Source organism: Paraburkholderia flava (assembly GCF_004359985.1).
Taxonomy (GTDB): domain Bacteria; phylum Pseudomonadota; class Gammaproteobacteria; order Burkholderiales; family Burkholderiaceae; genus Paraburkholderia; species Paraburkholderia flava.
This window is the reverse complement of the sequence record NZ_SMRO01000002.1, coordinates 717,472-730,416: the sequence shown is the minus strand read 5'-3', so window position 1 is coordinate 730,416 and position 12,945 is coordinate 717,472. Positions and strand designations below refer to the sequence as shown.

Sequence of the window (12,945 nt, the reverse complement as noted above, 5' to 3'; positions counted from 1 at the left end):
TTGAGCAACGAAAGCAGGACATGAGGCCGAGCGATACACGTCGCACGACCCCGTTCCTTTGAAAAAAGTGACAGTTCACATCTACGGATTTGCGTGTAGGATACTGTATAAATATACAGGTTTTTCGATTCCACATGTCCAGCGCTACCGTTACGGCCGAAGAGATACATCCGTCCTTGTGGCGTGCGTCCCAGCTCGCGCGTGGCCGTGGCCGGGTGGTTGAGACTGGGTATCCCGCGTTGTCGGCCGAGCTTCCCGGCGGTGGCTGGCCGGTCGGAGCCCTTGTCGACCTGATGGTCCAGCAAGCCGGAGTCGGTGAACTGCGACTCTTGCGCCCGGCGCTCAGTGGTTCGGGCAGTCGGCCGGTTGCGTTCCTGCAGCCGCCGCATACCCCGGATGGGCTCGGACTCAGCTACATCGGACTTCCCATTGACCAGGTGTTGCGGGTGAGAGCGCAAAAGACCGCAGATGCTCTTTGGTCGGCTGAGCAAATTCTGCGGGCAGGCAGTTGCGGTGCGCTCATCTTCTGGGCGCAATACGCGCAGGCCGCATCGCTGCGGCGCCTGCATCTGGCTGCGCAATCATCCGAAACACTCTTCGTGATGGTCAGGCCTCTGGCAGCGGCACAGGATTCATCGCCCGCCCTGTTGCGGCTTGCTTTAAGACCATCAGCCGACGGTTTGACCCTCGACATTGTGAAACGACGAGGGCCAGCGCGCGCAGAGCCTCTGTCGATTCCCCTTCAACCCACTCCTGTATTGCTTTCCCGACATGCGCGTCTTTCTCGCCGTCCACTTGCCGAAGTTGCCGCTCGAGGTGTTCCGACCGAAGTGGTCATCTGAGGCGGCGCACGGAAGTGCTGTACTGGAGAAAGACAAAGTGGTCATTACAGACAGCACAGCTCGTGCAGCTGGCGTGCGCCTTGGGATGAAGCGCGGCGGAGTGCTGACACTGTCGCCGGAAACGGAAATGCATGAACGCGACGCCGGCAAGGAAGCGGCGGCGCAGCGCGAGGTGGGTGTTGCCCTGATGCGCTTCTCGCCTGAAGTCGCCTTGCTTGACGAAGCGACCGTCGTGGTGGAGGTGGGTGCGAGTCTGCGTCTTTTCGGCGGGTTGCTCGCATTGTGCCGGGAAGCGAAGTCTGTTCTCGGAACGCTTGGGCTCACGGCGCGCATCAGCGCCGCGCCCACCGGTCAGGGTGGATGGCTACTTGCGAAGTTCGGAAACCGCCGCGTGCTCAAGCTCGCATCGCTTGAGCAACGACTGGCCGCATTACCGATGCTGGCCGTTCCGGAAGTTCGTCCGTTCGGAGACTGGTTCTCCGGACTTGGCTGCGAGACCATTGCTGACATCAGGCGTTTGCCACGCGCCGGCCTGCAGCGGCGCTGTGGTGAACATCTGCTCGACTCGCTCGACCGGGCGTTCGGCACCGCGCCCGAACTCTTTGATTGGCTAGAACTGCCGCCGACTTTCTCCGCACGTATTGAAATGCCGGACCGGCTTGAAGATGCCGACGGCGCAGTCTTCGGCGCCCATCGACTCATCGTGCAACTGTGTGGCTGGCTTTGCGCCAAGCAACTGGCGGTCACGGCTATAAGGCTGCTGCTCGAACATGAACGTGGGCGCGACGCTATTGAGCCGACAACCATCGACATCGCGCTGGGCGAGCCGACCTGGAAGGAGGAGCATCTCGTCAGGCTGTTGAAGGAGCGGCTGCATCGGATTGAGCTGGCTGCGCCGGTTATCGCGCTACGGCTCGATGCATCGAAAGTGGAGTCTGCGGCACCGGCTTCCGACACGCTGTTCCCGGAACCGGGAGGTTCAAAGGAAGACCACGCCCGTCTTCTTGAGCTGCTCGTTGCGCGGCTCGGCGAAGACAACGTTCTTCGTCCCGCGCCGACCGCTGACCATCGCCCGGAGGTCGCCAACCGTTGGGTGCCGGTGACGCTCAAGTCGAAGCAGGAGGCACTTCCGCCAGGCCTTCCACGACCGACCTGGCAGTTGGACAGCCCGGTGCGACTCCTGATGCGTCAGCATCGTCCCTTCTATGGGTCCCCGCTGCGGATGGTGTCGCCAGGTGAACGTATCGAAGCTGGCTGGTTCGATGGCGAACTGGTGACGCGCGACTATTTCGTGGCGCAGGGGGAAGACCAGAGTTGCTACTGGATATATCGTGAGCGTGTCAGCAGCCGTGACGCGGAGGAAGAGCAGCGGTGGTTCCTTCACGGATTGTTCGGCTGATGCGCCATGGACACAACGTTCAACGTGCTGCCGGCGTACGCCGAGCTTTTCTGCCTTTCGAATTTCAGCTTCCTTCATGGCGCTTCGCATGCCGAGGAACTGTCTGAGCGCGCGGCACAACTTGGCTATTCGGCGCTGGCTGTCACGGACGAATGTTCGCTAGCTGGTGTTGTGCGCGCGCACGTCGCCGCGAAGGAAGCAAAGCTTCCGTTTATCGTCGGCTCGTTCTTCAGATTGGTCAATGCCGACGGCTCGCCTGCGTTCAAAATTATCCTGCTCGCCAAAAACCGCGAGGGGTACGGCAACCTGTCCGAGCTGATTACGCTTGCGCGCACCCGCGCAACCAAGGGCGAATATCGCCTGACGCCGCAGGACCTCTCCCGTCCCGAGAAAGAATATCGGCACCTTCGCGGGATGCCGGACTGCCTCGCCATTCATGTACCGGATTTCCCGGCCAACGAGGATGTCCTTGCTGCACAGGTCGAGTGGCTTGACGATACATTTACCGGCCGCGCCTGGGTAGGTTTGGTGCTTCACCAGCGCGCCATGGATGACATTCACCGTGGCTCGGTCGAGTTCGTCGCGCGCGGTCAGGATGTCCCTGTTGTGGCACTGGGTCACGTCGTCATGCACGTGCGCTCCCGCAAGCCACTGCAGGACACGATGACCGCCATCCGGGTCGGCAGGCCAGTACACGAATGCGGTTACGACCTCGCACCGAATGCCGAACAACATCTGCGTTCGCGGCTCCGACTTGCGAATCTGTACCCGGCCGAAGCGCTCGCAGCGACCGTCGACATCGCGAGCCGCTGCACGTTCTCGCTCGACGAGCTGCGCTATGAATATCCGGACGAACTGGTGCCTGCGGGCATCACCCCGAAAGCTTACCTTCGGCAGGAAACATACATCGGAGCGCAGCGACGCTTTCCTTCTGGCATCCCGCACAACGTGCAGGGGCAAATTGAGCACGAGCTTGAGCTCATAGCCGAGCTCGAATACGAGCCGTACTTTCTGACTGTGTACGACATCGTTCGCTTCGCGCGCAGCCAGCACATCCTTTGCCAGGGGCGCGGCTCCGCCGCTAACTCTGCGGTGTGCTACTGCCTCGGCATTACCGAGGTCGACCCCGCGCGCGGCAACATGCTGTTCGAACGGTTCATCAGCAAGGAGCGCGGTGAACCTCCAGACATCGACGTCGACTTTGAACATCAGCGACGCGAAGAGGTCATCCAGTACATCTATAGCAAGTACGGTCGCGACCGCGCGGCAATCGCGGCGGCAGTCTCAACCTACCGGCCTCGGGGGGCATTGCGTGAAACTGGCAAGGCACTTGGCGTCGACCCACAGATTGTCGACCTCGTCGCGAAGAGCCATCACTGGTTCGACACGAGCCAGGACCTGCTCAAGCGCTTCGCCGAATCTGGGCTCGACCCGGAGAAGCCGCTCATCCAGGCGTGGGCGCGACTCGCGTCCCAGCTCCTTGGCTTCCCGCGCCACCTGTCCCAGCACTCTGGCGGATTCGTTATCAGTCGCGGCAAGCTCACACGGCTTGTCCCCGTCGAGAACGCGGCAATGGCGGACCGGTCCGTCATTGAGTGGGACAAGGATGACCTCGAGGCGCTCGGTCTCCTGAAAATTGATGTGCTCGCGCTTGGCATGCTGTCTGCCATCCGCCGCGCGCTGGACATCGTGTCGGAACAGCGGGGCGAGCGCTTCGAAATGCAGGACATTCCGCCGGAGGATTTGAAGACGTACGAGATGATTTCCGCCGCGGACACTGTCGGTGTGTTTCAGATTGAATCGCGAGCGCAGATGAGCATGTTGCCCCGGATGAAGCCCCGTACGTTTTATGACCTCGTCATTGAGGTAGCCATCGTGAGGCCAGGGCCGATTCAGGGTGGCGCTGTCCATCCTTACCTGCAGCGCCGTCAGGGATTCGAACCTGTGACGTATCCAAGTGAAGCGCTGAAGACAGCGCTTGGGCGAACGCTCGGGGTGCCTATTTTTCAAGAGCAGGTCATGCAGGTGGCCATTCTGGCTGCTGGCTTTACAGCTGGCGAGGCTGACCAGTTAAGACGGGCGATGGCCGCCTGGAAACGGAAAGGTGGTCTTGAGAAATACTACGACCGTATCGTCAATGGGATGCAGGAGCGCGGCTACGACCAAGTTTTCGCGGAAGGCATCTTCGAGCAAATCAAGGGCTTCGGTGAGTACGGTTTCCCTGAAAGCCATGCTGCCAGTTTCGCGCTGCTCGTGTATGCGAGTAGCTGGCTCAAGTGCCATGAGCCTGAGGCATTCCTTGCTGCCATGCTCAACAGTCAGCCGATGGGATTCTATTCGCCGTCGCAGCTTGTGCAGGACGCACAACGCCACGGCGTGAAGGTGCTGAAAGTTGACGTTGCTGTCAGTGGCTGGGACTCTGTCTTGGTGTCACTACCCGACAACGACCGCCCGGCGGTTCGGCTCGGCATGTCGCTCCTGCGCGGCATGAAGGACGGCACCGCAGAGCGGATTGAAAACGCCAGAGCCGTGCGTCCGTTCGATACCGTGGCTGACCTGGCTCGTAGAGCGCAACTGGACCGAAAGGACCTCCACGTTCTTGCGGACGCCAACGCTCTCGCTTCGCTGGCCGGCAATCGCCGCGAGGCGCTATGGCAATCGGTCGCCGCCGTGCCTGACAAGGACATGCTTGCCGTAGCGGTGGTCCAGGACGAGACACCGCAGTTGGGCGCGCCGACGGAAGCGAACGACATCGTTGCAGACTACAGGTCTGTCGGGTTGACGTTAGGACGGCATCCGCTGGAACTGCTCCGGCCGCAACTGCTCGCAAACCGGCTAATGCCCGCGTCAACGCTGCGCGCCTATCGCGACGGACGGCTCGCGCGAGGCTGCGGACTTGTAACCGTGCGCCAACGCCCCGGAACAGCCAAAGGGGTCATGTTTGTCACGCTCGAGGACGAGACAGGCAATGTCAACGTCATTGTCTGGCCGAGCTTGCTGGAGAAGCAAAGGAAGGAGGCGCTTGGGGCGTCGTTGCTTGCGGTGTACGGCACGTGGCAATGCCAGGGAGAGGTTCGGCACCTGGTCGCCCAGAGGCTTGTCGACATGTCCCATCTGCTCGGCGGGTTGACGAGCACGAGTCGGGATTTCTGCTGAGCCGGAGAAAACCAGGATGTGCTAGCTTCTGGATTGTGGCTCCGCTATTACAGGAGGACGGTGATGTGCTATTCGGCTCAAATTCAGGCTGACTACCGGAAGTTCGTGCGGACCTTTGGTGCTCTCATGGACATCGACGAATTTGCGCGGCTGTTCTTCGAGCGCGCGGAGGGTGTCAGCAAGGCGAAGATACCGAAAGCAATGGAGGTCGCCTTTGCCGCGCCGGAGACCGACGCCGAGCGTAAAATCAAAGGCTTCATCGACCAGTTCAATCGCGACCAGACGAATAAGCTTGAACAGGACCTGTTCAAGCAACGCAAAAGGCTAGCGGACGCGGAGCGGTCACTGCTGACGAAGGTGACCAAGGCAGCGACCGAAAGCCAGCGAATCGCCACCGATAAAATCGCCTGGATACGCGGCAAGCTTGACGACATGCAGCGCACCGAGTCCAAGCCGAGAGACTCGCGCATATTTCCCGGCCACTACGCCCCCGTTATGGTCATGGAAAACGGCCGGCTCGTCGTCAAACCAATGCGCTACCAATGTCGAATCGCGGGCAAGCCGGCGTCGTACGATGTGAAGTATCCCGGGACCTACAACGCCCGCCGCGACAATCTGGAAGGCTTCTGGAAGCCGTGCTTCGGCTACACGCATGGCGTCATGCTCGTCGATGTTTTCTACGAGAATGTCAGCAAGGCGAAGTTCGAGGGGACCCTGAGTGAAACTCACAAGCGAGATGAAAACGTCGTCTTGGAGTTCCGCCCGAGCAACGGTCAGTTGATGTTGGTCGCATGCCTGTGGTCTCGATGGACCGCCCCGGGCGAGCCAGACCTGCTATCTTTTGCAGCCATCACAGATGAACCGCCACAGGAGGTCGCGGCTGCCGGCCACGACCGGTGCATCGTGCCAATAAAGGCGGAAAATATGGATGCATGGTTAAACCCAAATCCGTCTCAAATCGCAACTTCTTACGCAATCCTTGACGACCGGGACCGGCCTTTCTATGAACACCGCCTTGCCGCATGACTACGATGTAGTTGCCGAATCGCGGCGGCGCCGCGCCCACCGTCAGTCCCTAAGATGAAAGCAGGACTTAGAAAGGCCGATGGGTGACCCACCGCCGCTTGATTTCCATTTGGGATGTGAGGTAAGTCAGGAGTGGAAGAGCAAGGCTGACTGGCTCAGGGAAGCTGAACAGATGCTCCCACACGGTCCCCCTTCCGTCGCCATTGACGTTTTGGTCTTTTGACTTCATGTGGATAATCCGGTCGCGCATCCCCTCGAGACGGCAGAATTTGTTCCAGCCTTTGTGCCCGACCGGGTTTGTCAGCGCAAGCGCAGAAGGCAAGACACTGCTGAGCTTTTCGTTCAGCGGAAACCGCCGCTCAATATCGCTCTTTTCGAAAACTTCGTTGACCCCTGCTTTGCTTCTTTCGAATTTAAAATCGTCCGGGATGCTTTGATTTACGAACGCCTCGACGGCCGTGTATGCAGAAACAATGGATGTCATCATATTCTCCAGCCAAGTGAACGCATCGGCGTCGGACCCGAACATGACAGTCGGCGTGTGCCCGGCAGAAATCTTGTGCCGCTTCAGAATCGCGGACGCGTCCGCGAAGGCGCGATGCGACGAATTCAAAAACAGCGCTGTTGCGTTAGGAACATGCAACACAAGTGTTTTTTTATCTGGAAGCTTAATGTTCGCAGCCTGCTTTATAACCGTTCCCTTCGCATACACCTTCCCCCAAAGATTTGCGTCCTCCGCCAATTCTGATGTCGCTTGAAGTCTCCAATCCTGAACGTTCATCTCGTTCGTTGCGCCGCCCATTCATTCTCCAAGTTCCATAGACATGTCTATAACGTTAGCCAGTCTGTTAGGCATGACAGCGTTCCATCATCTTTTCCAAAAACGGCGTATAAATATCAGTAATGTGCTTCGGCTGCTCCCTCAGACGATATGGCTCGTAGTTCAGCAGCTCAGAGAGCGCGAATAGTCTGTCGGCAGGCTTTTCGCGTCTCTGTGTAAAGTCGTTAAAGAAAGAGGCAAATCCGCACTGTCCAAGCCGTACCGCCTCAACGAGTCTATCCATGTGGTCGACGCTCATAATGAATACCGGCTCCTCCGACTGGAAGCCGCTCGATTGCTCGTCGAAAAAGTGGTCAGCCTCGGCAGCGAAGAGGTCGCCATATGTGACCGTGACCCGGTGGACTGAAGCAGACGGTAGAGCTCTATGAACAAAGCGCTCGGTATTTCGTAGCTGGTCTGCAGCTTTGAACACCGTGGTCTTCAATTTTGACCGATACGTCCGCACTGTGGCGGATGCTGGAAATGTGTGGGCTAGAGCCTTGTTCTTAACCTCAAGCAGGACAACGGCGTTGCCATCAAGAACAGCGTAATCACAGCAGGCACCGTCGACGCCGAATCGCGCACGCACCTCGTTTTCCTTCAGGACGTCAGTGCCCATTCGCACAAGACTCCGGCCCACGTATTCTTCGAACATGTCCTCAAACAAACGTCGCGCCGCTACGTCATCGCTGGCGCCAACGATGTCACTGAGAGCGAACTCCAGGTGTCGGTCCAAGCCGCATCGGCCCCAGAAAATCCACTTACCGTCGTAGACCGTGAAAGGCGACCGGTATAGCAGATTCGGCTGGAACCATTCGTCGGGGTCAACTTCGCGCATCTGTTTTGCTGTCGTTTCGCGAGGGACAAGCAGTGTGTTATAGAACTGGTCCGCTACTTTCTCTCCAAAAACTCCTCTCATCTCGCCGCGGTACTTGCCTGAAAAAACACGGGACATATCGTTCAAGGAATTCAATCGAAAAAGGACAGCCATTGCTAGATAGTCCATTGGCGGTATGCCAAGTTTTTGCTCAAACAACTGATACAGACGAGAGTTGGTCTGAAGCCTGTTCACGAGGTCAATTTGTCGACCAAATGGGCCCATCTCTTGACCTCTTTGATGCGGAATCTGCGCCAACAGGAGTGAGCGGACGGAAAGGTGCAACGGCGCGTTCGGAGAGAACCACTGGAACTCCGAGTCCATATCGTTCCATGCCATATTAAGACACTTGGCTAAGTCGTCAAACTGCATGGGACGACGCTCGTACATTCGAACATCGTCCCGGATGGCCCAAAGTGCCAAGCGCTCAGCAACCCAGGGCGCTCTCACCGTTTCGGTTTCTTGCGCCCTCGCGTAATGTATGTAACTTGAAAGCTGAAACAACACACTCGCGTATGAAAACTTGCGCATGTAGTTGCGAATCGGTCGTATAGCGTCCGCGTATGCCATTGCAATAATTGGGATGGTAGGAAATTCTCTGCGATTAGTGAGTTGCGACCGGCGCGTGGAATCCGCCTCGGTGACCGAGCGCGCTTTAAGGACCTGTATCACCATAGGACCGACTTTCCGCACGTAGAGCAATACGAGGCAGCGTGCAGCCAGCCCGACATATCCTCATGTGTTTATCAGGTACAAGTCATCTACAACGCCATCGGCAGATGTTGCCTCAAGCGTTTGTGCGCGAACTTGCGCTCTCTTCGTCCTCGACGAGGCCCCCCTTTCTTTCCTCATTAGAAGCTCGTAAGCGAGATTTCTCAATGCCCCATGTCGTCTGCGCAATGCCCTCAACTTTCCCCAAAAACTTATCGACGTTGAACCCCGCGATGAAGGCGAATGCGTAGTATCCTAAATGCGAGGCACCCGCCTTCGTTCCTGCATCCAGGACGAGCAGCCCCGCCTTCAGAAAAAGCAAGCTGAGACCACCACAGATTACGCTTGCCAAAGGCCTCAAAAAAATACCAGCAATGCCACTCGGGCTTCCACTCGTTACGGGCACTACGATTCACATATACGGCCCGCACGCAATACAAGGCTCCGCCCAGCGCACCAAAAAGGCCACACATCAGACCTAGTCGAGCGACTCCCATCCAAGCCGGCAGCAATCCAATGAGGATTGCCCCAATGCTAATTGCGCTCATCACAACCACGGTGAACAGATAGAAGATAATCAGAAAAAACATGCAGTGCTCCTAGACAGACCGCTTGAGTTCACTCCACCAGGCCCTCGCGGACGACAGCTGAATACCCTGTCGGATGGCGGATGAGCAACAATGCCGCGTGCCGCAACTGGCCGTCCAGAAGAGCCGCAGTATCCAGGTCCATCTGCGAGGGTCCGCTCGGCTCAAGGTGACTGTGCCATGTGCCGAGACACCAAAGCGTCCCGTGCGCCGAATCCTGGTAAGCTCGAATCGTTTGCGCTCTACCCTCAATGCCGAGGACAAAGCGGGCCGCCGACCGTGTGCTGTCGCTCGGCGCGGGCAACGTAGCAGTGACGAAAATTTCGCGGGTCAGCGTTGACACGCTTCCTACGATTAGGCCGCCAGTTTCCAAGCCGGGGTACAACGATACATCGGCAACCATCTCATCATGCGCCCGATTTAGCACACGAACTGTCCACCCTTCGGAGTGGTAGACACGCGCGACATGCGTGGCGCCGACGTTTTCGCTACGCCACTGAATCGACATACCATCGTCGCCGACGGTGGCAATCGCGACGATTCCGGCGTCGGGCGCACCATCAGAGTCGATGCGTAGTAATTTTTGGCCGACACCGCCAGCGACTAGCGAGACGGTTGCATCGGACATGGCAATCGTCACTGAGTGACACCCGACGCCGACATCGAGAATATGATTCTCGCGGCTCTCGATGGATGCCAGCAGTCCAGCCCAGCGCATCTGCTCGTATCCGTGGTACATCAGGTCGGTTGTGCTTGGAGACCGCCCTGCCCCCTCAATGGTCAGGTATGCCCCCGTACCTCGATTTACCAGTGCGGCTTCCACAACCCTAGCCGAGAACTGGCCCCGGGTCAGGTAATGGCGTACGGCAGCCGACCCGGTGGTGTTGACGACGAACGCGCCCTCGGACTCAAAATTCGTCCGGTAGCGCTTGTCTGCGAAGTCAAGTTTTCGCAGGTCATTTCCGAGGGTGTCTGGGGCTCCGACACCGAACGTTCTCACTATCGACGCCAGACGGTCAGCCTTTCCACACTGGGCATCGGCGTCAAGAGGCAAAAGAGCATGCCGGGCCGTGTTGTGCGGCACCATGATTTTGCCGTCTATCAACAGGCTTGGTTGGAGCCCCGCTCGGGCCACATGCATCACAACCTTTGAGCCCAAACTCCCGCATCCAACGAATGCGAACTTTGCCTTATGTGGCAGGTCTGCAAGGCCGGACGTCCTTCGTAAAAGAGCCGTGCCGAGAGGGGTCCAAAACGCAATTTGCGTGACAGGCTCCTCGCTAGTGACTTCGAGTTGCCCCGGCATAGGTAATTCGACACGGTACGCCAACAATTCGTAGGGCGTGTACTGCCCCATGACGTTCAACGGCCGTCGAATTGGAAAAACAAAAATGATGGGCAACGTTCCGCGTGAGTCCGACGACTTGGCCACCCGATTGAAATTGCTCAGAAAATCATCAAGGGCCACCCGACATCGTAATTCCAATGCGCGCTCAGCCATTTGAGCGAACGTCTGAACAGTATCAGCCTTATACGTGTCATCAATTCTCGCGCCGTCGACACCGTCTTGGGACGGCCAGCACACCACGAGAGACGCAACGCCCTTATGTCCAAATTCCCAGCGCGTTTGAGCCGCAAGCAACCGTTCGAGCCACCCCCTAGACAGTGCGGCAGCGATTCGCTGCCCCTTCGAGGTACGTGAACGTTCGCCGTCGTCAGTCGAGATAGTCGGACATGCATACATCCGCCAACCGCCCCAAGGCGGATTGGCTGGCACGAGTGAGTCCGATTCTATTTCGAGAAAGTTGTACTTGGCATCTCGCCGACTCGGCTCCCAACCCTGCTCATTGTTCGTTAGTTGCCCGACTGCAGCCTTGTCAAGCCAATCGGAGAGCTGCACAACTAGCCGATAGATGCCTTCTTCGTGCAACACATCCCGTTGGTCACCGACTGTTATGCACGGCGGAACAAGGTCGCCAGGCGCGTGGCGATATATATGCGGGAGGTTTGTCGGAAAATCTGCGCGCAGCTTGAACTGCGGTGCGGACACCGGGAAGTTCTTCGGAAAGAAAATGAAGACCTCCTCCGTCTCACGTACGCCGTTCTCGCTGTGACCTGCCGCTGCGGCGCGTGAAGGAAGGTTCACCGAAAAGTGTGCGACCACGCAAACCACCGCCTCGTGGTTACCTGCTATCTCGAGGCTGACAACTGCGCGGTGCGCTTTGATGGTTTCAATGGCCGCAAAAATTTCAGGCGTGAGCAATTCGTTTGCGCCCGCGTTAGCCATGCGACAGAGGCTTTGTTGCAAGGATGGAGGCAACGGCAGCGCGAGGCGTCGCTGAAGATTTCCATTTCGCTTTCGCTCCCCAAGACGTGACTTCAAATGTCATAGGCTCTGGCGACGTCGAATTTGGATGAACTGAAGTGTTCAAGAACGTGCCAGATACGCCCTTCACAATGGATTCATACTCACGTTTCGCACGAATACATGGTGGGTCATTGTCGTCGTCCTTGATGGGACAACTGCTCGCGACGACATATGCGCCATCCCTTGCTTGCGCCAACGCGCTACGAGCGTCCGCCGAGACCTTGGCATCCTCCTTCTTCCCGCTCCAGCTGTCGTAAGAGAGGGTGTGCCACGAGCAATGATGTGGTGTCGATAACAGGTCGTAAGTCAGGGCGTCGACGTTGTTCTTGTGGCGACCCCACTGCTTTTCCCAGATATAGACCTCGGCATCACCGCCAGACAAGAATTTGACAGCATCAAGCCTTGCGCCAGTACCAATCGAGTAATTCATGATGACGCTCGACTCGTTTTTGGTGAGTTCTTCAGCGTCATCAGCATTGTCTGCGTTCATCGGCGCTAGTAGAAGCGCACTGAAATTTTCTTCGGACCGGCCGGCCACTTTCGTGATTGTCGAATCTGTCCGAATGACAATCGCGCCCAGGTCGTCAGTCTTACCATCGGCATCTTCGCCCAAGATAAGGATACGGTCCCCGTCCTCGCCCAGACCTTCTTCCCTGTACAAAGCAACACGGCGCTTCGCTTCGCTGTTCCATGACCGGGCGTCATCCGACAGCGTGTGGTACTTCGATGCGCGCCGAAACACGAGCGGCGACGACCACATCTCGCGGATAACAATTTTCGAGGGCTCGCCCGTGGTTGGGTATTCCATAAGCGGACCGGTCCAAAAATGCTCTTTGAACCCGCGACAGTGGTCTTGGTCCGGATGGCTCAGCACCATGACGTCAACATATGGACGCCCCTCGTCGTCCACCTCAAGACGGTCACGCAAGTCGGCTAAAACATCGCGAACATCATCGCCGGGTTGGCGAACGTTGATGTCAATCAGGATTCGCCGACCGCTCGACAATTTGATAAGCGTCATATCCCCGTTCCCAACGGGGAAAAATGTTATTTCAGGTGTCATGTTTTTGGTCTCTCAGAACTGGTTCGTATATCCGCCGACGCGCATACCCCTGAGCGCGGAAACTGGATTTCTAATTATTGCCCACTTAGTATAGCG

The 12,945-nt window shown here is 57.8% G+C and carries 8 protein-coding genes; 4 read left to right on the top strand and 4 right to left on the bottom strand.

Annotated features, from left to right (window positions below; translation table 11 throughout):
- The first annotated feature begins 134 nt into the window (after nt 1-134).
- The 4 genes from imuA (at nt 135) to E1748_RS14640 (ending at nt 6,423) form a co-directional block, all read left to right on the top strand.
- The gene (gene imuA, locus E1748_RS14655; protein WP_133647936.1) at nt 135-842 is read left to right on the top strand and encodes a translesion DNA synthesis-associated protein ImuA; all 708 of its coding nucleotides are present in this window, start codon (nt 135-137) and stop codon (nt 840-842) included.
- Nucleotides 772-2,241, top strand: coding sequence for a Y-family DNA polymerase (locus tag E1748_RS14650; protein ID WP_205965248.1), 1,470 nt, complete (start codon nt 772-774; stop codon nt 2,239-2,241). The genes imuA and E1748_RS14650 overlap by 71 nt, the downstream gene beginning before the upstream one ends.
- 6 nt (nt 2,242-2,247) lie before the next feature.
- Nucleotides 2,248-5,397 carry an error-prone DNA polymerase gene (locus E1748_RS14645; RefSeq protein WP_133647935.1) on the top strand — a complete coding sequence of 1,050 codons (3,150 nt, stop codon included), beginning with the start codon at nt 2,248-2,250 and terminating at the stop codon, nt 5,395-5,397.
- 63 nt (nt 5,398-5,460) lie between these two features.
- A complete protein-coding gene (locus tag E1748_RS14640; RefSeq protein ID WP_133647934.1) occupies nt 5,461-6,423 on the top strand; it encodes an SOS response-associated peptidase family protein in 963 nt (320 codons plus the stop codon).
- A gap of 67 nt (nt 6,424-6,490) precedes the next feature.
- Here E1748_RS14640 and E1748_RS14635 read toward each other — a convergent pair whose 3' ends face one another.
- The 4 genes from E1748_RS14635 to E1748_RS14615 all read right to left on the bottom strand — a co-directional run bounded on the left by E1748_RS14635 (nt 6,491) and on the right by E1748_RS14615 (nt 12,807).
- Nucleotides 6,491-7,225, bottom strand: coding sequence for a hypothetical protein (locus tag E1748_RS14635; protein WP_133647933.1), 735 nt, complete (start codon nt 7,223-7,225; stop codon nt 6,491-6,493).
- A 46-nt stretch (nt 7,226-7,271) separates the two neighbouring features.
- The gene (locus tag E1748_RS14630; protein WP_133647932.1) at nt 7,272-8,492 is read right to left on the bottom strand and encodes a hypothetical protein; all 1,221 of its coding nucleotides are present in this window, start codon (nt 8,490-8,492) and stop codon (nt 7,272-7,274) included.
- A gap of 957 nt (nt 8,493-9,449) precedes the next feature.
- Complete coding sequence (locus tag E1748_RS14620) at nt 9,450-11,705, bottom strand: Mov34/MPN/PAD-1 family protein (protein ID WP_133647931.1); 2,256 nt, start codon at nt 11,703-11,705, stop codon at nt 9,450-9,452.
- Entirely contained in the window at nt 11,698-12,807 is a 1,110-nt protein-coding gene (locus E1748_RS14615; RefSeq protein ID WP_240766628.1) for a ComEC/Rec2 family competence protein, read from the bottom strand. The genes E1748_RS14620 and E1748_RS14615 overlap by 8 nt, the downstream gene beginning before the upstream one ends.
- Nucleotides 12,808-12,945 lie beyond the last annotated feature (138 nt).